Origin of the sequence: Escherichia sp. KCJ4928, assembly GCF_004352695.1 — a bacterium.
Taxonomy (GTDB): domain Bacteria; phylum Pseudomonadota; class Gammaproteobacteria; order Enterobacterales; family Enterobacteriaceae; genus ECMA0423.
In genome coordinates, this window is sequence record NZ_SJWV01000063.1 from 1 (window position 1) to 22,333 (window position 22,333).

General features: G+C 50.4%; 23 protein-coding genes. 11 read left to right on the forward strand and 12 right to left on the reverse strand.

Annotated features, from left to right (window positions below; all coding sequences use genetic code 11):
• Positions 1-114: 114 nt before the first annotated feature.
• Entirely contained in the window at positions 115-3,561 is a 3,447-nt protein-coding gene (mfd, locus tag E0D98_RS11585; RefSeq protein WP_047089247.1) for a transcription-repair coupling factor, read from the reverse strand.
• A 127-nt stretch (positions 3,562-3,688) separates the two neighbouring features.
• Complete coding sequence (locus tag E0D98_RS11590; protein WP_000810235.1) at positions 3,689-4,762, reverse strand: acyltransferase family protein; 1,074 nt, start codon at positions 4,760-4,762, stop codon at positions 3,689-3,691.
• Positions 4,763-5,023: 261 nt separating this feature from the next.
• Between E0D98_RS11590 and lolC the strand changes: the two genes are divergently transcribed.
• From lolC to cobB, 5 genes are read left to right on the forward strand one after another with little or no spacing between them, the layout of a single operon-like run.
• Positions 5,024-6,223 carry a lipoprotein-releasing ABC transporter permease subunit LolC gene (gene lolC, locus E0D98_RS11595; protein WP_000284714.1) on the forward strand — a complete coding sequence of 400 codons (1,200 nt, stop codon included), beginning with the start codon at positions 5,024-5,026 and terminating at the stop codon, positions 6,221-6,223.
• Complete coding sequence (gene lolD / locus E0D98_RS11600; RefSeq protein WP_001033695.1) at positions 6,216-6,917, forward strand: lipoprotein-releasing ABC transporter ATP-binding protein LolD; 702 nt, start codon at positions 6,216-6,218, stop codon at positions 6,915-6,917. Before lolC ends, lolD begins: the two co-directional genes overlap by 8 nt.
• Positions 6,917-8,161 carry a lipoprotein-releasing ABC transporter permease subunit LolE gene (gene lolE / locus E0D98_RS11605; RefSeq protein WP_001251348.1) on the forward strand — a complete coding sequence of 415 codons (1,245 nt, stop codon included), beginning with the start codon at positions 6,917-6,919 and terminating at the stop codon, positions 8,159-8,161. Before lolD ends, lolE begins: the two co-directional genes overlap by 1 nt.
• A gap of 28 nt (positions 8,162-8,189) precedes the next feature.
• Positions 8,190-9,101 (forward strand): N-acetylglucosamine kinase, encoded by a 912-nt coding sequence (gene nagK / locus E0D98_RS11610; RefSeq protein ID WP_000291267.1) that lies wholly within the window; start codon positions 8,190-8,192, stop codon positions 9,099-9,101.
• Between the two features lie 15 nt (positions 9,102-9,116).
• Positions 9,117-9,938 (forward strand): Sir2 family NAD+-dependent deacetylase, encoded by an 822-nt coding sequence (gene cobB, locus E0D98_RS11615; RefSeq protein ID WP_000952736.1) that lies wholly within the window; start codon positions 9,117-9,119, stop codon positions 9,936-9,938.
• A gap of 138 nt (positions 9,939-10,076) precedes the next feature.
• Here the strand turns inward: cobB and E0D98_RS11620 are convergent, their stop codons facing one another.
• Genes E0D98_RS11620 through potA form a run of 6 tightly spaced genes read right to left on the reverse strand, consistent with a single transcriptional unit; the run spans position 10,077 to position 15,192 of the window.
• Positions 10,077-10,865, reverse strand: a complete 789-nt coding sequence (locus E0D98_RS11620) for a TPM domain-containing protein (protein ID WP_000713472.1) — start codon at positions 10,863-10,865, stop codon at positions 10,077-10,079.
• On the reverse strand, positions 10,862-11,323 hold the full coding sequence (locus tag E0D98_RS11625) for a DUF3592 domain-containing protein (protein WP_000076381.1): 462 nt from the start codon (positions 11,321-11,323) through the stop codon (positions 10,862-10,864). Before E0D98_RS11625 ends, E0D98_RS11620 begins: the two co-directional genes overlap by 4 nt.
• Positions 11,324-11,380: 57 nt before the next feature.
• Entirely contained in the window at positions 11,381-12,427 is a 1,047-nt protein-coding gene (potD, locus tag E0D98_RS11630; protein WP_000759317.1) for a spermidine/putrescine ABC transporter substrate-binding protein PotD, read from the reverse strand.
• Positions 12,424-13,218 carry a spermidine/putrescine ABC transporter permease PotC gene (gene potC / locus E0D98_RS11635; RefSeq protein ID WP_000580316.1) on the reverse strand — a complete coding sequence of 265 codons (795 nt, stop codon included), beginning with the start codon at positions 13,216-13,218 and terminating at the stop codon, positions 12,424-12,426. The genes potD and potC overlap by 4 nt, the downstream gene beginning before the upstream one ends.
• A complete protein-coding gene (gene potB, locus E0D98_RS11640; protein WP_000799409.1) occupies positions 13,215-14,072 on the reverse strand; it encodes a spermidine/putrescine ABC transporter permease PotB in 858 nt (285 codons plus the stop codon). Before potB ends, potC begins: the two co-directional genes overlap by 4 nt.
• On the reverse strand, positions 14,056-15,192 hold the full coding sequence (potA, locus tag E0D98_RS11645) for a spermidine/putrescine ABC transporter ATP-binding protein PotA (protein WP_000531601.1): 1,137 nt from the start codon (positions 15,190-15,192) through the stop codon (positions 14,056-14,058). Before potA ends, potB begins: the two co-directional genes overlap by 17 nt.
• A gap of 249 nt (positions 15,193-15,441) precedes the next feature.
• On the opposite strand from potA, the gene pepT reads away from it, so the two are divergent.
• A complete protein-coding gene (gene pepT, locus E0D98_RS11650) occupies positions 15,442-16,671 on the forward strand; it encodes a peptidase T (protein ID WP_000359438.1) in 1,230 nt (409 codons plus the stop codon).
• Between the two features lie 145 nt (positions 16,672-16,816).
• Here pepT and roxA read toward each other — a convergent pair whose 3' ends face one another.
• Positions 16,817-17,938: a [50S ribosomal protein L16]-arginine 3-hydroxylase gene (roxA, locus tag E0D98_RS11655; protein ID WP_001295435.1), complete on the reverse strand. Its 1,122-nt coding sequence runs from the start codon at positions 17,936-17,938 to the stop codon at positions 16,817-16,819.
• A gap of 248 nt (positions 17,939-18,186) precedes the next feature.
• Here roxA and E0D98_RS11660 point away from each other — a divergent pair, with 248 nt between their 5' ends.
• Together E0D98_RS11660 and E0D98_RS11665 are read left to right on the forward strand one after the other, a co-directional pair.
• Positions 18,187-19,416: a site-specific integrase gene (locus tag E0D98_RS11660; protein ID WP_032326825.1), complete on the forward strand. Its 1,230-nt coding sequence runs from the start codon at positions 18,187-18,189 to the stop codon at positions 19,414-19,416.
• Positions 19,417-19,790: 374 nt separating this feature from the next.
• Positions 19,791-19,979, forward strand: coding sequence for an AlpA family transcriptional regulator (locus tag E0D98_RS11665; protein WP_000953271.1), 189 nt, complete (start codon positions 19,791-19,793; stop codon positions 19,977-19,979).
• A gap of 243 nt (positions 19,980-20,222) precedes the next feature.
• Here E0D98_RS11665 and E0D98_RS11670 read toward each other — a convergent pair whose 3' ends face one another.
• The 3 genes from E0D98_RS11670 to E0D98_RS11685 all read right to left on the reverse strand — a co-directional run bounded on the left by E0D98_RS11670 (position 20,223) and on the right by E0D98_RS11685 (position 21,348).
• Positions 20,223-20,426 (reverse strand): hypothetical protein, encoded by a 204-nt coding sequence (locus E0D98_RS11670; RefSeq protein WP_000182306.1) that lies wholly within the window; start codon positions 20,424-20,426, stop codon positions 20,223-20,225.
• Positions 20,427-20,483: 57 nt separating this feature from the next.
• Entirely contained in the window at positions 20,484-20,663 is a 180-nt protein-coding gene (locus E0D98_RS11675; RefSeq protein WP_000103621.1) for a hypothetical protein, read from the reverse strand.
• Between the two features lie 505 nt (positions 20,664-21,168).
• Positions 21,169-21,348 (reverse strand): YlcI/YnfO family protein, encoded by a 180-nt coding sequence (locus E0D98_RS11685; protein ID WP_000190551.1) that lies wholly within the window; start codon positions 21,346-21,348, stop codon positions 21,169-21,171.
• Positions 21,349-21,540: 192 nt separating this feature from the next.
• On the opposite strand from E0D98_RS11685, the gene E0D98_RS11690 reads away from it, so the two are divergent.
• The 3 genes from E0D98_RS11690 to E0D98_RS11700 all read left to right on the forward strand — a co-directional run.
• Positions 21,541-21,738, forward strand: a complete 198-nt coding sequence (locus E0D98_RS11690; protein WP_024201884.1) for a host cell division inhibitor Icd-like protein — start codon at positions 21,541-21,543, stop codon at positions 21,736-21,738.
• Positions 21,731-21,943: a hypothetical protein gene (locus E0D98_RS11695; RefSeq protein ID WP_047091603.1), complete on the forward strand. Its 213-nt coding sequence runs from the start codon at positions 21,731-21,733 to the stop codon at positions 21,941-21,943. Before E0D98_RS11690 ends, E0D98_RS11695 begins: the two co-directional genes overlap by 8 nt.
• Positions 21,933-22,333 (forward strand): hypothetical protein (locus E0D98_RS11700; RefSeq protein ID WP_096955499.1); only part of this gene is annotated, 401 nt, incomplete at its 3' end. The genes E0D98_RS11695 and E0D98_RS11700, both read left to right, overlap by 11 nt.

Genomic DNA, 22,333 nt, shown 5'->3' on the forward strand with positions numbered 1-22,333 from the left:
GTAATAAACAGATAAGCCTGAATTATGGATGGTGACAGTGTCGGATAGTGCAGGGAAGTGCAAAGAATTTGTAAATGTTGCAGATGGGGGCGCAGAAACGCCCCCGATTTACCATTAAGCGATCGCGTTCTCTTCCAGTTCACGCATAAACTGGCGTACCCATTCGATACGCGTTTTCCGCTCACTCAAATCCTGAATAAATTTCAGGCGCGTCGGACCATCAAGGCGGTAATGCTGCGGCTGTTTTTGCAGCAAACCAATCAACCAGGCCGGATTAACGTGATTCTTCTCGGCAAATTCGATCACCCCGCCTTTCTCATTACCTTCCAGCTTCCTGATCCCCAGTTTCTGCGCTTGCTGGCGCAGACGGGCAACATCCAGCAGGGTACGCGCCGGATCCGGCAGCAGGCCGAAGCGATCGATAAGCTCGACTTTGATCTCTTCCAGTTCGTTTTCCGTTTTGGCGCTGGCAATACGTTTGTAGAACGACAGACGCGTGTTCACGTCAGGGATGAAATCATCTGGCAATAGCGACGGCATCCGCAGCTCGACTTCTGTTTGCTGGCTGGTGAGATCTTCCAGCGACGGCTCGCGTCCGGCTTTCAGTGCATCGACGGCGTTTTCCAGCAACTCCATATACAGCGAGAAACCGATGGTTTCCATTGAGCCGCTTTGTTCTTCGCCAAGCAGTTCACCCGCGCCGCGAATCTCCAGATCGTGCGTTGCCAGCGCAAAACCTGCCCCGAGATCTTCCAGCGAGGCAATCGCTTCAAGACGTTTTTGTGCATCGGTAGTCATCGCTTTTGGATGCGGTGTCAGCAACCATGCATATGCCTGATGATGCGAACGTCCGACGCGACCGCGTAACTGGTGCAGCTGCGCCAGACCGAAGTGATCCGCACGTTCAATGATAATGGTGTTGGCTGTCGGGATGTCGATCCCGGTTTCGATAATGGTGGTACAAACCAGCACGTTGAAACGTTGATGATGGAAATCATTCATCACCCGTTCCAGTTCGCGCTCGCGCATCTGCCCGTGACCGATGGCAATCCGTGCTTCAGGCACCAGTTCTGCCAGCCGTTCGGCAGCTTTCTGGATGTTTTCCACATCATTGTAGAGATAATAAACCTGCCCCCCGCGCAAAATTTCACGCAGGATCGCCTCCCGGACCACCAGGCTGTCATACTCACGGACAAAGGTTTTAACTGCCAGACGACGGGCGGGCGGCGTGGCGATAATCGACAGGTCACGCATTCCGCTCATTGCCATATTCAGCGTGCGTGGGATCGGCGTTGCAGTAAGCGTCAGAATATCCACGTTCGCGCGCATCGCTTTAATGCGCTCTTTATGACGCACCCCGAAGCGGTGTTCTTCATCGACAATCAGCAGGCCTAAATCTTTAAACTTGACGTCACTTTGCAGCAGTTTGTGCGTACCGATCAGAATATCGATTTTCCCTTCCGCCACTTCCGCAAGGATTTGCGTCTGCTCTTTGGCGCTGCGGAAACGGGAGATCATTTCGATACGTACCGGCCAGTTGGCGAAACGGTCGCGGAAGTTGTCGTAATGCTGCTGCGCGAGAAGGGTGGTAGGCACCAACACCGCCACCTGCTTGTGGTTATCTACTGCCAGGAAAGCGGCGCGCATCGCCACTTCTGTTTTACCAAAGCCAACATCGCCGCACACCAGACGATCCATTGCCAGCGGCTGACACATGTCGCTAAGTACCGCATTAATGGCCTGCGCCTGATCCGGCGTGGTTTCAAACGGGAAGCTGTCGCAGAACAACTGATACTGCTCACGATCGTGTTTAAACGCGAAGCCCTCTTTGGCGGCGCGTTGCGCGTAGATATCCAGCAATTCCGCCGCCACATCACGCACTTTTTCCGCCGCTTTCTGCCGCGCGCGTGACCACGCATCGCCGCCAAGTTTATGCAGCGGGGCGTTTTCTTCCGCGCCACCTGCGTAACGGCTAATCAGATGCAGTGACGACACCGGAACATACAGTTTGGCGTCGTTGGCATAGGTGAGCATCAAATACTCGCCAGTAATGCCGCCCGCTTCGAGCGTGGTCATTCCGGCATAGCGCCCGACACCGTGCTCCAGATGGACCACCGGCTGACCAATATGCAGCTCCGCAAGGTTACGGATCAGTGTATCGGGGTTGATGGTGCGGCGAGAATCCTGACGACGGCGGGCAACACGTTCACCGAGCAGATCGCTTTCGCAGATCAGCGCCAGATTACGCACCTTATCGACAAAACCATGTTCGGCAGCGCCAATCATCAGATAACGCCCACGGTCGCTGGCTTCATCAAGACGCATAATGCGTTGCGGAGCAATTTTAATTCGTGCGAGCAGTTCACCCAGCGCTTCACGGCGACCTTCACTTTCTACCGAGAACACCACCGGACCGTCGAAAGTCTCGAGGAACTTACGCAGCGCATCCAGCGGCGCTTTTTGTTGTGCCTGAACGGCCAGGTCTGGCAGTTTCTGGAAACCTAAATTGGCATTCTCGGCTTTTGTCGGTAAATGTTCAGTTTTTAGCTGCACCCGGGGCCAGTTTTTCAGCTCTGAGAAGAGCTCGTCCACCCGCAGCCAGAGCGATTGTGGTGGCAACAGCGGGCGCATCGGATCGACGCCGCGATTCTCAAAACGCGCCAGCGTGTCAGCCTGGAAACGTTCGGCACTGGTTTCCAGATCGCCAGTATTCACGAGCAAGGTATTGGCAGGGAAATAACTGAACAGCGGCGGCAGTGGTTCGCTGAAGAACAATGGCTGCCAGTACTCGATCCCGGCAGGTAATGTGCCTTTACTCACTTGCTGGTAAATATGTTCCGGATCGCGCTTCACTTCGAAGGTATCGCGCCACTGGCTGCGGAACAGTTCAATTGCCGCTTTATCGGTCGGAAATTCGTGCGCGGGCAGCAGATTGATCGCTTCTACTTCCTCCAGCGTGCGCTGGCTGTCGACGTCAAACACCCGCAGGCTGTCGATTTCATCATCAAAAAAATCAAGACGATAAGGCAGCTCACTCCCCATCGGGAAGAGATCCAGCAACGCGCCGCGCGTGGCGTATTCGCCGTGCTCCATCACCTGGTCAACATGGCGATAACCGGCGCTGTCCAGTTGGGTTCGTAATGCATCTCGTGACAGGCGCTGACCTTTTTTCATCACCAGCGCATGACCGTGGAGAAAACTGTGTGGGCAAACGCGCTGCATAAGCGTATTCACCGGAACAATCAGTACGCCACGCTGCATCGTCGGTAGCTGGTAAAGGGTGGAAAGGCGCGAGGAGATAATGTCCTGATGAGGCGAAAAACTGTCGTAGGGAAGAGTTTCCCAGTCCGCCAGATTCATCACCATCTGATCGGTGAACTGGCTGATTTCATCATGCAAACGCAGAGCATTTTGCATATCTGGTGCAATGAGTACCACCGGACCGGCGTGACGTTCGGCAATTTCCGCTACCAGCGTTGCACAGGCTGCGCCGGTTAACTCGCCCAGCAGACGCTGCTCACCCGCTTTGACGGGCAGCGTATAACGATATTGTTCAGGCATAACGGTTGTCAGATTCTCGTTAGGATATGCCTCAACATATGGGGGCATATCTCTGATAAGCAATGCTGTTCATTATCCGTAATCGACATGGTTTAGCAAATTGAATCGCCCCGGCTGGGGCGATGGCTTAGCGGGAGTAACTGACGGCAGCGGGCAGTGAAGGCGGGGAGAACAACAGATCGCTGAATGCACGCTGTGAAAGTTTTCTTACCAGCAAGCCCGCAACAGTACAGATGAACAAACTGACAAAGGGATAAACCAGCAGGAGTGTCAGTTCGACTTGCGGCGACCAGCGTGCTGCGTTCATTTGCGCAAGCAGAGTTAAGCTGAATATTTCAACCAGAATGCGATGGGTGGTGTAGATAGCAATGGTGTTGGAGCCAATCACATTCAGCAGGCTGGTGGAGCGCATACCGAATCGTTGCTCGTATTGATAAAACAGCTTCATGATCACCACAATCGATACCAGCGACAACAGCAGCGAGATAGTAAACAACCAGGCACCGACCGCCAGAACGGTAAGCAAAGAAGCCATCAGCAGATGGCGGCGCAACGGCACCTCTTTAACACAGGTCATTATTGTTGCGCCAAACCATGCGCCAAGGCTGTAATAAGGCAAATTGCGGATCACACTGTTCATTCCCCACCACGGCGTGGGAACGAAATTAACCGCCACACTCAACAGTACAAACAAGGCGAATAGTGGCAGCGCCAGACGGCTAAAAATTTTACATACCACGAAATAGACAATTAACGCATACAGATACCACAAGCTGGTGCTGGCGGTGATCATCCCGTGCAGGAACTCACCGGTGGAATCGGCATAAGCGGCATTGGAGGCATTGCTTAAATCGCGCTCAGGTGCCAGCCAATGGTTCAGCGCACTTAACGCCAGCCACTGCACCACGCCCCAAAGCGCCAGCACCCAGAAGATGTTCCAGATCCGTTTATCGAGACAATTTCCCCACGGTACGCTGTCGATATAGCGGCGAATCAAATAGCCGGAAATAAAGAAAAAAACCGGCATACGAAAGGGGGCAAGGTAAAGATTGAAATAGATCCAGCATTTGCTCAGGACTTCCGATAACGGATGCTGAAAAGTGGTCAGATGCGGATAAAAGGTAATGACCGAGTGATAAATCACCACCAGACAAATACATAACCCTTTGATCTGGTTAATCCATAGCTCTTTTTGTTTCATCAGGACAACACGCTCTTTTTTAATTTACATGCGGTTGATCCTGCGGGTTATGACCCGAGGTGTAATGGGTATCTGTCTGTATTGGATGATTTTTCAGATTAAGATCAGGCGGCAAGATTGATGATAAAACATGGCAATTTAGCCGATTGATTTACGGGGGCTTTTCAGATTAGCCCTGACGATCACTTACAGTTCAGACGTTTACCCATCTTGCTTTCGCTTATATACTCGTGTCTTTGCTACAGCAACCAGACGGATTTCATGTACCAACCTGTCGCTCTATTTATTGGCCTGCGTTACATGCGTGGGCGTGCAGCGGATCGCTTCGGTCGTTTCGTCTCCTGGCTTTCTACCATCGGCATTACCCTCGGGGTGATGGCGCTGGTCACAGTATTGTCAGTGATGAACGGCTTTGAGCGCGAGCTGCAAAACAACATCCTTGGCCTGATGCCACAGGCAATTCTCTCTTCTGAGCATGGCTCTCTTAACCCGCAGCAACTCCCGGAAACGGCAGTCAAACTGGACGGCGTTAATCGCGTCGCACCTATTACTACCGGTGATGTGGTACTGCAAAGCGCGCGCAGCGTGGCGGTCGGGGTGATGCTCGGTATCGACCCGGCGCAAAAAGATCCACTTACACCGTATCTGGTCAATGTGAAACAAACTGACCTCGAGCCGGGGAAATATAATGTCATCCTCGGCGAACAACTTGCCTCACAGCTAGGCGTTAATCGCGGTGATCAAATCCGCGTGATGGTACCATCTGCCAGCCAGTTCACGCCGATGGGGCGTATTCCAAGCCAGCGCCTGTTCAATGTGATTGGCACTTTCGCCGCCAACAGTGAAGTCGATGGCTATGAAATGCTGGTGAATATTGAGGATGCCTCGCGTCTGATGCGTTATCCGGCAGGCAATATTACCGGCTGGCGTTTGTGGCTGGATGAGCCGCTGAAAGTTGACTCTTTAAGTCAGCAAAAACTGCCTGAAGGCAGCAAATGGCAGGACTGGCGTGACCGTAAAGGCGAGCTGTTCCAGGCCGTACGCATGGAAAAAAATATGATGGGCTTGCTGCTGAGCCTGATTGTCGCCGTTGCGGCGTTTAACATTATTACCTCACTAGGGCTGATGGTAATGGAGAAGCAGGGCGAAGTCGCGATCCTGCAAACGCAAGGCTTAACTCCGCGACAAATCATGATGGTCTTTATGGTGCAAGGGGCCAGCGCCGGGATTATCGGTGCGATCCTCGGTGCGGCGCTTGGCGCACTGCTTGCCAGCCAGTTAAATAATCTGATGCCGATAATCGGCGTCCTGCTTGATGGCGCGGCGCTGCCGGTCGCTATCGAACCTTTACAGGTCATTGTTATTGCGCTGGTGGCGATGGCTATCGCGCTGCTGTCTACGCTTTACCCTTCATGGCGCGCTGCCGCCACTCAACCCGCTGAGGCTTTACGTTATGAATAAGATCCTGTTGCAATGCGACAACCTGTGCAAACGCTATCAGGAAGGCAGTGTGCAAACCGATGTGCTGCACAATGTCAGTTTCAGCGTCGGCGAAGGTGAAATGATGGCGATCGTCGGTAGCTCTGGTTCCGGTAAAAGCACCTTGCTGCACTTGTTGGGCGGGCTGGATACGCCAACCTCCGGCGATGTGATCTTTAACGGTCAACCGATGAGCAAACTGTCTTCGGCGGCGAAAGCAGAGCTGCGCAACCAGAAGCTGGGCTTTATTTATCAGTTTCACCACCTGCTGCCGGATTTTACCGCCCTGGAAAACGTGGCTATGCCGCTGCTGATTGGCAAGAAAAAGCCCGCTGAAATCAACAGCCGTGCACTTGAGATGTTAAAAGCGGTGGGGCTGGAGCATCGTGCGAATCACCGCCCATCTGAACTTTCTGGCGGCGAACGCCAGCGTGTGGCGATTGCCCGTGCGCTGGTGAATAACCCGCGCCTGGTACTGGCGGATGAACCTACCGGTAACCTCGATGCGCGTAACGCCGACAGCATCTTCCAGTTGCTTGGGGAATTGAATCGCTTGCAGGGCACCGCCTTCCTGGTGGTTACTCACGACCTGCAACTGGCGAAACGTATGAGCCGCCAGTTAGAAATGCGTGATGGTCGTCTGACGGCGGAACTGAGCCTGATGGGGGCGGAGTAATGGCGATGCCTTTATCGTTATTAATTGGCCTGCGTTTTAGTCGCGGACGGCGACGCGGCGGCATGGTGTCGCTAATCTCTGTCATTTCTACCATTGGCATTGCCCTCGGCGTGGCGGTATTGATCGTCGGCTTAAGCGCGATGAACGGCTTTGAACGCGAACTGAACAACCGTATTCTGGCGGTGGTGCCGCATGGTGAAATCGAGGCGGTGGATCAGCCGTGGACTAACTGGCAGGAAGCACTGGATCACGTGCAAAAAGTGCCGGGTATTGCCGCCGCTGCGCCGTATATCAATTTCACCGGGCTGGTGGAAAGTGGCGCGAATCTTCGCGCAATCCAGGTGAAGGGCGTTAACCCGCAACAGGAACAGCGTCTGAGCGCATTACCCTCGTTTGTCCAGGGCGATGCGTGGCGCAATTTTAAAGCGGGCGAACAGCAAATTATCATCGGCAAAGGCGTGGCGGATGCGCTGAAAGTGAAGCAGGGGGATTGGGTGTCGATTATGATCCCCAACTCGAATCCCGAGCATAAACTGATGCAGCCAAAACGTGTGCGTTTGCACGTTGCCGGTATTTTGCAGTTGAGTGGTCAACTCGATCACAGTTTTGCCATGATCCCGCTGGCGGATGCCCAACAATATCTTGATATGGGTTCCAGCGTGTCAGGTATTGCCCTTAAAATGACGGATGTTTTCAACGCCAATAAGCTGGTACGCGATGCGGGTGAAGTGACCAACAGCTATGTTTATATTAAAAGTTGGATTGGTACTTACGGCTATATGTATCGCGATATCCAGATGATCCGCGCCATTATGTATCTGGCGATGGTACTGGTGATTGGCGTGGCCTGTTTCAACATCGTCTCCACCTTAGTGATGGCGGTGAAAGACAAGAGTGGCGATATCGCAGTATTAAGAACGCTGGGGGCGAAAGATGGTTTAATTCGCGCCATCTTTGTCTGGTATGGATTGCTGGCAGGGCTGTTCGGCAGCCTGTGTGGGGTGATTATCGGTGTGGTGGTTTCACTGCAACTTACCCCGATTATTGAGTGGATTGAAAAGTTGATCGGTCATCAGTTCCTCTCCAGCGATATCTATTTTATTGATTTCCTGCCATCGGAATTGCACTGGCTGGACGTCTTCTACGTACTGGTCACAGCATTGTTGCTGAGTCTTTTGGCAAGTTGGTATCCGGCGCGGCGCGCCAGTAATATTGACCCTGCGCGAGTCCTTAGCGGCCAGTAAAGGCAGTACATTAAAACAAGGAGCGGCAATGTATTACGGGTTTGATATTGGTGGAACAAAAATTGCGCTTGGCGTGTTTGATAGCGGTCGGCAGTTGCAGTGGGAAAAGCGGGTGCCGACACCGCGTGACAGCTATGACGCATTTTTAGATGCAGTGTGTGAGCTGGTAGCTGAAGCTGACCAACGTTTTGGCTGTAAAGGTTCTGTCGGCATCGGTATTCCGGGAATGCCGGAAACAGAAGATGGTACGCTGTATGCCGCCAATGTCCCCGCTGCCAGCGGTAAACCGCTGCGTGCCGACCTGAGCGCACGTCTTGATCGCGATGTACGCCTTGATAACGATGCCAACTGTTTTGCCCTTTCAGAAGCCTGGGATGATGAATTTACTCAATATCCACTGGTGATGGGGTTGATTCTCGGCACCGGCGTTGGCGGCGGGCTGATTTTCAACGGCAAACCGATTACCGGTAAAAGCTACATTACCGGCGAGTTTGGCCATATGCGTCTGCCGGTTGATGCGTTAACCATGATGGGGTTGGATTTCCCGTTACGCCGCTGCGGCTGTGGTCAGCATGGCTGCATTGAAAATTATCTGTCTGGTCGCGGTTTTGCGTGGCTGTATCAACACTATTATCATCAACCGTTGCAGGCTCCCGAAATTATTGCGCTTTATGATCAAGGCGATGAGCAGGCAAGGGCGCACGTTGAGCGTTATCTGGATTTATTAGCGGTTTGTCTGGGAAATATCCTGACCATTGTTGACCCTGACCTGGTCATCATTGGTGGTGGCTTATCGAATTTCCCGGCAATCACAGCGCAACTGGCGGACAGGCTGCCTCGTCATCTCTTACCTGTAGCTCGTGTTCCGCGCATTGAACGCGCGCGCCACGGTGATGCGGGAGGAATGCGTGGTGCGGCCTTCCTACATCTAACCGATTAAACAACAGAGGTTGCTATGCTGTCGCGTCGGGGTCATCGGTTAAGTCGTTTTCGTAAAAATAAACGCCGCCTGCGCGAGCGTTTGCGTCAGCGTATTTTTTTCAGAGATAAAGTGGTGCCGGAAGCAATGGAAAAACCAAGAGTACTCGTACTGACAGGGGCAGGGATTTCTGCGGAATCAGGTATTCGTACCTTTCGCGCCGCAGATGGCCTGTGGGAAGAACATCGGGTTGAAGATGTGGCAACGCCGGAAGGTTTCGATCGCGATCCTGAACTGGTGCAAGCGTTTTATAACGCCCGTCGTCGACAGCTGCAGCAGCCAGAAATTCAGCCTAACGCCGCGCATCTTGCGCTGGCTAAACTGCAAGACGCCCTCGGCGATCGCTTTTTGCTGGTAACGCAGAATATAGACAACCTGCATGAACGCGCAGGTAATACCAATGTCATTCATATGCATGGGGAATTGCTGAAAGTTCGTTGTTCGCAAAGTGGTCAGGTTCTCGACTGGACCGGAGACGTTACGCCAGAAGATAAATGCCATTGTTGCCAGTTCCCGGCACCCTTGCGCCCGCACGTCGTTTGGTTTGGCGAAATGCCACTCGGCATGGATGAAATTTATATGGCGTTGTCGATGGCTGATATTTTCATTGCCATTGGTACTTCCGGGCATGTTTATCCGGCGGCTGGGTTTGTTCACGAAGCGAAACTGCATGGCGCGCACACCGTGGAACTGAATCTCGAACCAAGTCAGGTCGGTAATGAATTTGCCGAGAAATATTACGGCCCGGCAAGCCAGGTGGTGCCTGAGTTTGTTGAAAAGTTGCTGAAGGGATTATAAAGCAGGAAGCATTGCCTGATGCGCTACGCTTATCAGGCCTACAAGGGGACGCAATTAATTGAATTTGCGGGTTTTGTGGGCCGGATAAGGCGTTCGCGCCCCATCCGGCATAATACACGCGCACTTTTCCGGCCTCTTTTATCGTTTACTCGTCAATAACAATGCGGCAATAAACGTACAGACACCAATTAGCCCTGCCCAGAGTGGCGATATTCTGGTAATCGCAAAGCTATTATCGATATACAAACATAAAGCCTGATAACCCATATTGGCAATAGTCATCGCCACTGCAAATTTTAACGCATAAATAAAACGAGTCGTGTAGCAAAAGATCCAGGAAAATAAGATAAACGTCGCAGCCCAGGCGATAAAACCTAATGTGTTGGTGCTGCCGGGGGGAGCATTTTCATGCTGTTGTCCTGGATGCGGATAATACGTCAGTGGCGGCGTCGGTTGTTTTAATATCTGTGCTTGTAGAACAGCCAATGCATTATTGATTCCCTGATACCAGAGATCTGCATTTAAATAAGCCAGCGTGTGATTTTCTATCAGAAGGCCGAGATGTTTATCGTCCAGACCACTTTCAACCTGGCCGTTGGTGATCATAATTAACCGTGGTTCGCGGGTAGTAAATAGTAACAGAACACTTCCTTTTACATTACTCAATGAAGATGACGCATGCGCCAGCATCGCTTTACCATTTTGTCTGAGACTGGCTTCATTATTAATGTCGGGTAAAATCACAATAAACGGTGCAATTCCCGTTTGTTGGCGAAAAAGCTCGGCTTTACGTGCGATCTCTTCAGCATCCGGTACAGTACCGGTAACATCCGTAAAAAGTGTCTTCATTATTGGAATCAATGGCTTACTGGTTGCTACCAGAGGCAGGAGTATCAGTAAACTGAGCAGTATAATGAATTTTTTCATGGGCGGGACTTCCGTTTCCTGCGAGATTTTTTGGTGGAGGGGAGCGTGATTATCAGACCGACACTACCGAAAATAATGCCTGCTATGCCAACAAAGCCCCATTTAAAAAAATTAACCCAGGGATTGTTTATTTCGGCTTGTTCTGGATGCCCTGGCGGATAATAGACATTGACTCTGTCACCTTCGCTATCTTCATAAAAATCACTACCGATATTCGAATTGAAAATTAGCGTGTAATCTGGCGTAGGGCGAAAGGCAACCACTGGATACCAGGAACCATTATCATCGACGTCGTTTGAGTGATTGTTGTACCAAACGGCATCAACAATGATTCCTTCTGTATGAACCGCGCTTTTGGTAAAAGTAAAATGGTAATAAAAGATGATTGCAGAAATAACGAGCAATATCAGACCGATACCGAGAAAAGCGCGGGATAACACTTTACTGTCCTGACTCATTAGCCACATCCTTGCTAAATAAAAAACGGGCGGTAATGCCACCGCCCGCTTGCTGAATTAACGTCCTGCTTTCAGCTTCTGATAATACTCTTCATAAATGCTGCTGGCTGCGCCAACGTCATTCTGCCATTCACCATTTTTAATGGTTTCAGCATCCGGGTAGAGCGTTTTATCGTTCGCCACTTCCGGGCTTAACAGCTTACGCGCCGCAAGGTTTGGCGTTGGATAACCGATAGTTTCAGCAACCTGTTTTGCCACATCCGGGCGCAGCAGGAAGTTGATCAATTTCAGCGCGCCTTCTTTGTTTTTGGCATTTGCCGGGATCGCCAGGCTGTCCATCCAGAAAATGCCGCCTTCTTTCGGCCACACCACGTCAATTGGCGTACCCGCCTGCCGTGCAACGAAAGCAGAACCGTTCCAGATCATGCCGAGGTTAACTTCGCCTTCCATGTACGGGTTAGCTGGGTTATCGGAGTTAAACGCTGCGACGTTTGGCATCAGTTTTTTCAGCTCGTTATATGCAGCTTCAATCTCTTTCGGATCGGTGGTGTTACCGGAGTAGCCCAGCTTACGCAGCGCCATCTGGAACACTTCACGGGCATCGTCGGTCAACAGCAGGCTGCCTTTGTACTCAGGCTTCCACAGATCGGCCCAGCTGGTGACAGATTTCGGATCCACCGCATCACCGTTAACACCAATCGCCGTCGCACCCCAGATATACGGAATGGAGTAATCGTTATTCGGGTCAAACGGCTTGTTGAGCATGTCTGGATCGAGATTGCTGAAGTTCGTTAACTTCGACTTGTCGATCTTCTGGATCATCCCTTCTTTACGCATTTTATCGACGTAATAGGTTGAAGGAACCACCAGGTCATAGGCACCGTCTTTGTACGTTTTCAGCTTGGCGTACATGGTTTCGTTCGACTCGTAAGTCGAATAGATAACCTTAATACCGGTTTCTTTGGTGAACTGTTCAAGCAGTCCTGGCGGCACGTACTCGGTCCAGTTGTAGAAATACAGCGTGTTGTTGTCATCGGCGTGAGCGGCGCTCATGCCCAGTGCCAGAGCACCCGCCGCGAGCAGGTGGCGTGACCATTTTTTCATTTAACGTCCCCTGTGTTACCTTTCGTTTTATCACGAGCAATAAGCTGGCTGGCAATAACCATCACCAGCGACAGCACCAGTAATATGGTTGCCAGCGCGTTAACTTCCGGCGATACGCCGACTTTGACCATCGAATAAATTTTTAACGGCAGAATTTCATAACTTGGTCCGGTGACGAACGAAGAAACTACCACATCGTCCATCGACAGGGTAAAGCTTAACACCCAGCCCGCCGCCACCGCAGGCATTGCCAGTGGCAGAATGATTTTTCGCAGAATGGTAAATTCACTGGCACCGAGATCTTTCGCCGCTTCCAGCATCCGCACGTCAAAACCTTTCAGGCGCGAATACACCGTCACCACCACAAACGGCAGGCAGAAGGTGATATGCGAGAACAGCAGCGACCAGAAGCCAAGCTGAATACCCAGCAGCATAAACAGCACCAGCAGAGAAATCGCCATCACGATATCTGGTGACATCATCACCACAAACAGCATTCCGCTAACGAACGGCTTACCACGAAAGCGATAACGGTACAGCGCAACTGCCGTCAGTGAACCGATAAGCGTAGCAAATGTCGCCGAAAACACCGCCATTGTTAGTGAATGCTGCGCTGCCTGTAACAGGCTGTCGTTGTTCATCAGCAGGCTATACCATTTGGTGGTAAAACCCTGCCAGTTGATGCCAAAGCGCGAGCTGTTAAAGGAGTTCACAATCAAAATAATGATTGGGATATACAGGTACGCGTAGATAGCGGTCATAAAACCGCCGCGAAGCAGTCGACCGATCATTCGAGTTCCACCTTTTTATTCAGCAGACGAGAAGCGCGCCAGTAAACCAGCAACATCAGGCCCATTACGATAGTCAGCGTAATGCTGGTGGCTGCACCAAATGGCCAGTCACGAATATTGAGGAACTGTACCTTGATGACGTTACCGATCAGCAGGTTTTTCGCACCGCCCATCAGGTCGGATACATAGAACAGGCCCATCGCTGGCAGCATCACCAGCAGACATCCGGCAATAATTCCCGGCATCGTCAGTGGAATAATGATACGGATAAAAGTCTGTAACTTGCTGGCACCGAGATCGCGCGCCGCCTCAAGCAACGGCTTATCCAGTTTTTCGATACTGGTGTACAGCGGCATCACCATAAACGGCAGCAGAATGTAAACCAGACCGATAATCACCGCACTGGGCGTGAACATGATACGGATTGGTGTGTCGATAACGCCCAGCCAGAGCAAAAACTCGTTGAGATAGCCTTTGGTGCTGAGGAAAATTTTCAGCCCGTAGATACGAATCAATGAGTTGGTCCAGAAGGGAACAATCAGCAGAAACAGCAGCAGCGGACGCACCTTGTGTGGCAGCTTCGCCAGAAACCAGGCAAACGGGTAGCCCAGCACCAGGCAGGCGAGGGTGGCGATCAGCGCCATATTCAGCGAGTGCAATAGCACTTCAAAATAGAGCGGATCGAGCAGACGCGTGTAGTTATCCAGCGTAAAGACCATTTTTACGAAACTGGCGTCGTCGCGGGTCAAAAAGCTGGTGCCAATGATCATCAGGTTGGGCAGAAAGACAAACAACACAAGCCAACCGACAATAGTGACAATCACTACATTCTGGAACTTACTTGTGTTCTTCATCAGCCAGTACGACCTCCCAGCTTTCTACCCAATTAATGGCCATTTTTTGGTCGAGAGAGTGGTCAAAGTCAGGATCGTCTTCATTGAAGAATTCGCTGACCATCACCATCTTGCCATTTTCCAGTTCAACAACCGACTCCAGCGTCATGCCTTTGTAGTTACGCTCACGAACGTAACCAATCAGCCCTTCAGCGTGGTTGTCGTCGTTAATCTCTTCAACACGTAAGTCTTCCGGGCGCAGCAGAACATGCAGTTTTTGCCCCGGTTCAACGGCGAAGTTAACGTAGATATTACATTCGCGGCCTTCAACGTTGGCGCGTACGCGCTGCTCGTCTAGACGTTCGATGACAGTGGCGTTAAACATATTGATTTCGCCAATGAAGCCGGCAACAAACAGGTTTTTCGGCTCTTCGTAAATTTCGCGCGGTGTACCATCTTGCTCAATACGACCCTCGCGCATCACCACAATCCTGTCTGACATGGTGAGCGCTTCTTCCTGATCGTGAGTGACAAAGACGAAGGTAATACCAAGCTTACGCTGTAACGCTTTCAGCTCGTTCTGCATTTGCTTACGCAGTTTGTAATCCAGCGCTGAGAGCGACTCATCCAGCAACAAAAGACGAGGCTTGTTAACCACCGCACGGGCAATGGCGACGCGTTGCTGTTGACCACCAGAGAGCTGATGCGGTTTACGTTGAGCGAAGGTTTCCAGCTGCACCATCCGCAGGGCTTCCATAACGCGGGGCGTAATTTCAGCAGCGGGGGTTTTTTGCATGCGCAACCCAAAGGCCACATTTTCGAACACGGTCATGTGGGGGAAAAGTGCGTAGCTTTGGAAAACAGTGTTCACATAGCGGTTTTCCGCCGGAACGTGGGTGATGTCCTCGTTATCCAGCATGATGCGTCCGGAATCAACAGTTTCCAGACCTGCAATCAGGCGAAGAACGGTTGTTTTACCGCAGCCAGAAGGGCCAAGCAGCGTGAGGAACTCGCCATTGTTGATAGTCAGATCCAGCTGGGGAATGACCTCTTTACCATCAAAGCATTTGCGAATTCCCGCCAATTGCACCAGCGGTGAAAGCGAACTCGGTTGTTTATTCAATTTTTTACTCTGTCCCATGTAAACGCAACGGATGGCTTACCGATGCGGGGTTTGTGGTTAACCACCTTGGTGACTCTTAATGAGGGCGGTAATTCTACGGCAAACCGCTTGAATCGCCAATCTTTGTTGTGAATTACTGGCTTAGCTTTATATTCATTAAGGTAATGCTGATAAATATTCCCGCTTGCAGGGGTAAAAGTGACCTGACGCAATATTTGTCTTTTCTTGCTTCTTAATAATGTTGTCACAAAAAGTGAGGGTGACTACATGGATAAACTACTTGAGCGATTTTTGAACTACGTGTCTCTGGATACCCAATCAAAAGCAGGGGTGAGACAGGTTCCCAGCACGGAAGGCCAATGGAAGTTATTGCATCTGCTGAAAGAGCAGCTCGAAGAGATGGGGCTTATCAATGTGACCTTAAGTGAGAAGGGCACTTTGATGGCGACGTTACCGGCTAACGTCCCTGGCGATATCCCGGCGATTGGCTTTATTTCTCATGTGGATACCTCACCGGATTGCAGCGGCAAAAATGTGAATCCGCAAATTGTTGAAAACTATCGCGGTGGCGATATTGCGCTGGGTATCGGCGATGAAGTTTTATCACCGGTTATGTTCCCGGTGCTGCATCAGCTACTGGGTCAGACGTTGATTACCACCGATGGTAAAACCTTGTTAGGTGCCGATGACAAAGCAGGTATTGCAGAAATCATGACCGCGCTGGCGGTATTGCAACAGAAAAACATTCCGCATGGTGATATTCGCGTCGCCTTTACCCCGGATGAAGAAGTGGGCAAAGGGGCGAAACATTTTGATGTTGATGCCTTCGATGCCCGCTGGGCTTACACTGTTGACGGTGGTGGCGTAGGCGAACTGGAGTTTGAAAACTTCAACGCCGCATCGGTCAATATCAAAATTGTCGGTAACAATGTTCATCCGGGCACGGCGAAAGGAGTGATGGTAAATGCGCTGTCGCTGGCGGCACGTATTCATGCGGAAGTTCCGGCGGATGAAAGCCCGGAAATGACAGAAGGCTATGAAGGTTTCTATCACCTGGCGAGCATGAAAGGCACCGTTGACCGAGCCGATATGCACTACATCATCCGTGATTTCGACCGTAAACAGTTTGAAGCGCGTAAACGTAAAATGATGGAGATCGCCAAAAAAGTGGGCAAAGGGTTACATCCTGATTGCTACATTGAACTGGTGATTGAAGACAGTTACTACAATATGCGCGAGAAAGTGGTTGAGCATCCGCATATTATCGATATCGCCCAGCAGGCGATGCGTGACTGCGATATTGAACCGGAACTGAAACCGATCCGCGGCGGTACCGACGGCGCGCAGTTGTCGTTTATGGGATTACCGTGCCCGAACCTGTTCACTGGCGGTTACAACTATCATGGTAAGCATGAGTTTGTGACTCTGGAAGGTATGGAAAAAGCGGTGCAGGTGATTGTCCGTATTGCCGAGTTAACGGCGCAACGGAAGTCGTGATTGCCCGATGCGTATGTGGACTGCCAATTACCGGGATGAAACCGTTATATTGATACTGGTCCACATACTTATCGTGCCTACAGGCGTTCAGTGCATGTAGGCACGATAAGGCGCAATCAGCGCCGCATCCGGCTTAAATCCAAACTTACCCTTCGAAGAACCAATACCCGCTATTGACCAGCGCCGCGAGCATCGCGAGGAATGACGGATCTTCCAGCGCATCGCCAAAATTCTCCGCAGTCAGCGCAATGTTGCTGGCGAGTGCATCCAGTGCCGGACGGTGCGGGGAATCGATCTTCTCACCATTGGCATACACGTCGTCGCCAATGCGCAATACGCGCAGACCACCCAGGCGCACCAGCACATCACCTTGTTTCAGCGCATCGTAGATTTCATCTGGCTGATAAGGCGGTTCCGGCGGCGCGATATCCAGTTCATGACGTGACTGGGATATAAACTCGCCAAACCATTGCTTAAAGTGTTCCGGCTGGTTGATCAATTCGAGCATCATCTCACGCAGTTTATCCATCTCTTGCGGCAGAACATCCGCAGGATGAGCGCGAGGTGGAACATCCGGATCGCTGTAGTAGTTGCCGCCCAGTTCACGTTGCAGCACATAATCGGCAAATCCGCTAATCAGTTCCCGCGTATTCGGCGCGCGAAAACCCACGGAATAGTTCATCGCATTTTCCAGCGCGTAGCCTTCATGCGGGAATCCTGGCGGAATATAAAGAATATCGCCAGGCTCCAGCTCTTCATCGATGATGGCTTCGAACGGATCGACCTGTAACAGATCCGGGTGCGGACAGTGCTGTTTCATTTGCAGCTTTTCGCCCACTCGCCAGCGACGACGACCGGTACCCTGAATGATAAACACGTCGTACTGATCGAGATGCGGGCCGACGCCGCCGCCCGGTACAGAAAAAGAGATCATCAGATCATCAATACGCCAGTCCGGTAGTTCACGGAACGGTCGCATCAGCGCGGCGGTCGGCTCATGCCAGTGGTTCACTGCCTGTACCAGTAATGACCAGTTGGTTTCACCGAGATGATCGTAGCTTTCGAACGGGCCGTGGCTGACCTGCCATTTGCCATCCTGGTGACTGACCAGTCGACTGTCAACTTCGCTTTCCATCGCCAGACCCGCCAACTCGTCTGGAGAGATCGGGTCAATAAAATTATTAAAGCCGCGTTTTAACACCACCGGGCGTTTCTGCCAGTGACGTTCAAGAAAATCGGGCCAGTTAAGAGTGAGTTGGTATTCCATGTTAAGCATCCACAGGCTGGTATCTGCAACCGATTATAACGGATGCTTAACGTAATGCGTGAAGTATGGACATATTTTATCAATTAGTGTTTTTTGCCGTTTCATAATGTTTCAGGTTGTGCGTTATGTTTTTGATTATAAACAGATTTGTGATTTTTCTTGTTCCAGCTTGTTTCACGTTGTAGCCCTTTGTGCAACGATCGGTGTAGTTAATGGTGTAGTTAATTGTGATGACCGGATTCAAAATTATGAGCAGAGCACTTAACAAACTGAGCGATACACAGCTGAGGAAAATCAACGGCACACCCGCCCAAAAAACAGCCTTTCTTAATGACGGTGGAAACCTGAGCGTCAGGCATTCAACCAGTGGCCTTTTAACCTGGTATTTCACTTACAGGGCCGGAACGGGAAGGGGGGCACCACCGGAACGCATTAAGCTGGGAAATTATCCTGATCTGAGCCTGAAATCAGCCAGGGAAAAAGCCGCCCAGTGTCGCGCATGGCTGGCAGAGGGGAAAAATCCACGTCATGAAATGAATTACACCGTACAGGAAGCGTTAAAGCCGGTAACGGTTGGCGATGCGCTCACCTACTGGCTTGAGTCGTACGCAAAGGAAAACCGTGTGGATTATGACCCACTGAAAAAGCGGCTAAATAATCACGTAATACAGCACATTGGCCCTATGCCGCTGGATAAATGCGAGCTACGGCACTGGCTGGCCTGTTTTGATCGGGTGGCAAAGAAAGCCCCTGTTTCCGCCGGGTTCCTGCTACAGACATGCAAGCAGGCGCTTAAGTTCTGCAGGAAGCGGCGCTATGCAATCAGCAACGTTCTTGATGATATGAGTGTGGCGGACGTTGGGAAAAAACCGGATATAAGTGAGCGTGTCTTAAGTAACAAAGAACTTGGCGAATTATTGCAGGCACTGGACAAAAAAATATTTTCCCCTTACTACGTCGCACTAATCCGCCTCCTGATTGTTTTCGGATGCCGGACAGTAGAACTGAGGTTATCGGAGATCGGCGAGTGGGATTTTACCGAAATGCTCTGGACCGTTCCGAAGGAGCACAGCAAAACGAAGGTAGCCATATTCCGGCCCATACCGGAAGCGATACTGCCGTTCGTCACGCAGCTGGTGGAGCAGAACAGGCACACGGGCTTATTGCTGGGGGAAGTGAAACAGGAAACCAGCGTATCGCAGTACGGCAGATTAGCGCACAGGAGGCTAAAACACCCTCAATGGTCATTGCATGACATCCGGCGCACCTTTACAACCATGCTGAACGATTTAGGCGTTGATCCTCACGTCGTGGAGCAGCTTACAGGCCACCAGATGCCAGGAATGCAACGCGTGTACAACCATTCCCGCTATATTGATGCGAAACGCAATGCGCTTGATATGTGGGTGGAGCGGTTGGAGATACTGGCGGGAACACATGAAAACGTAACCACGCTACCAGTAACCAGAATAAAATAATTTTTTTCGTGTTTTTTCAGTATGCGCATACTGGATAAGTGCACAGATACAACGTGAAACAATGTGCAACAACGTGACACAATCACGAACAAGAGGCCAAAAAGAATACAGATTTGTAAGTTGCTGATTTTTAATGCTCAGCTGGTTTTTTATACATTAGTGAATTACGCGTTAAAGCGTGCGAAAAAAGGCATAAAACAAGATTTTATGCCTTTGTATTAACATGAATTTAAATGATTTTATCCTGATTATTCCTCTTTCTGTAAACCATGCGACACCAACATTTGCCAACTCTGAATCATCCTGACACAATCAGACACATCCCAACGCAATAGAACACGAAATAACTCTTTAAGAAACGAAAGGGGGCAATAGTGTTAAGCACTGATCGGTTTATACGTGAAAAAGAATGCGAAAAGCTAACAGGCCTTAGCCGCTCATGCCGCTACCGCCTGGAAAAGGCCGGACAATTCCCATCACGTCGTAAACTTGGTGGGCGTTCTGTTGGCTGGTCTTTATCTGAGGTTTTGGCCTGGAAGGATAGCTGCAAGGCAGTTCACTAAAAAGACTGGCGGCACACAGTCGCCACACATCCACTAATACAGAGATATAACTATGAAGATTGAATATGCGCCCGAACGTGGGCGGGGATTCGTTCGCCCTGGTGAAACTGAAAAACAACAAAATTGGGGTTTTTCAGGCATAAAAAAAGCGGCCCCGATATGGAGCCGCCTTTCTGAACAATTAACCTGCTGCGCCTTATGTGTATGTGATCCCAAACATAAGCACGGGAATGATAGCCGCTATCAGGCTGGTGGGCAATTACCTTGCTTGTTGGGGCCGTATTGTGCTGCCATTTTCATCCGTTCAGAACGTGAATATTTTTTTAGAAACTCATCAAGGACAAAAGCGCATGGAGCGAATCTTTCTGATTCATGCTCGAGCGCCATATTTTCGTGCTCTCTGTTCGTTTTTTGCGATGGTGTATTGGTTGATTCTTTATTGGTCATTGTGTGTACCTGTAAAGCAATGCGCCGGAGTTCCTCACGCCACGGCGCTGATGTTTTTTATTCTTTGGGTTCAATACCGCGTTGCTGTAATTCTTTTCGGATTATTCGTTTTATCCAAGCTGCTAAAGAGTCATCACCGTCTTGTTGTTGTGCTTTTTCCATCTTTTCCCGTAAGTCAGGATCTAAACGGAACTGGAAAGGAGGATTACCACGCCTTTCATTTTTGTGTGTTGACACGTCAATTACACTCCATATAATGTGTTTATGTGTATATACACATTACACACAACTAGCACAAAAAACAACGCCCCGCAGTGATGGGAACACATACGGGGCGTCTAACCAAACCATTAATTGAGGTAACGATTATGGCTATAAAAGAGCATAGCTTACTCTTTATACACACACAAACGCCCCGGAAACGGAATAATCCGTTTCATAGTTCGGTTTTGTGTACTCATCCTGGCGGGCGATTCTTACGGGACTTTAGCCGCCGTGGGCAGCTTGCTAAAAATGCCTCCAACGCGAATAGTCCAGGTTTCATTTCTATCGGTATTAGTTGGATATTCAGAGGATTAGCCAGTTCGGCTTCAAGGCGAGCACAGGTTTCTAACTGCCTTTGCCGAATGATTTCATCTTCTTGCGTCTGCGTGTCTTGTATTGGTGATAGTGTGTTGTTGGTCATGGTACTGCCCTGTAAAGCAATGCGCCGTAGTACCTCACGCCACGGCGCTGATGGTGATTATTCTGATTCTTTGGTCTTGCGGCGCTGGCGGCGTTTGATTTCGCCGCGCATGGCTGCGTTTATAAACTGCCCCGTGCTTTCACCTTCTTCTTTCACGTTCTCCATGCCTTCAATAATTTCATGGGCAATACGTGCAGTTACAGATTGTGATTTTGCATTCTTTGGACCCGTTGCCATGTTTAACCCCTCATGTTTTTGGTGTAAGACAATATACACGAAAAAAAAATATTTTGAAGGGTTGACGTGTAAGACACCGTTATTTTACATTGTGTCTTACACCTTGTTAATGCAAGGTACAGAAAAGACGAAACCCCGCAGTGCTGGAACACATACGGGGCTTCTAACCAACAACGTAAACTAGGAGCCGTTATGGTTGCTGTAAATCATATACCACACCTTGTACACACACAAACTGCCTTTGTGTGGCGTTTTCTGGCACTGAGTGCCGGAGAATCTCAAATCATCCACGTAACCGCCTGGACGGAACGCGAAGCGCGTAGCCGTTGCCCGTCCGGTTGTGTTGCTGTATTTGCCGCCCGTATTCGTCAGGAGGTGCGCCATGATTAATCTGTCACTTACTGACCTTAACCGCATTCAGTTTCGTGAGAAATTCACAGGGCAGCTACTGGTCAATGTGGATAAAGGTCGCGTGGTGTGTAATTACCACTTACCAGATGAAGCAATTGTCGCCACAAGGGAATCATTACAGGAAATCACAAAACGTGCCGGAATGATTAACACGAGTATTCAGGGGATGCTTTATGCACAATAAAACCACACCGGACGCAGCCGCCGAAGCCATCAAAACGCTGATGCACGCGCTGATTGATATTTCTGTTATCGCGGACAGGGCACATAAGCACGCCACCAGCGAAACAGAATATGCCGGGGCTTTCGTTCCTCACTCACTGGCTGTTATGCAATTTAGTGCTGATATGGCACTGAATGAGGCTAAAACCATCCTGATTACTGATTGTGAAAATGGGGGGGTTATGCTTGATGATCGTTTTAATTCCCTGAAACAGGAATTTTCCGGCGTTCCTGATGATGCGGCTGATGCGCTTTCGTCAATGCCAGAACTTATTAGAGCGGCTTTTTTCTTACTTTCCACGAGAGAATATAAATCAACGGGGCTTGATGTACTGAATATCGCCGCCGATTA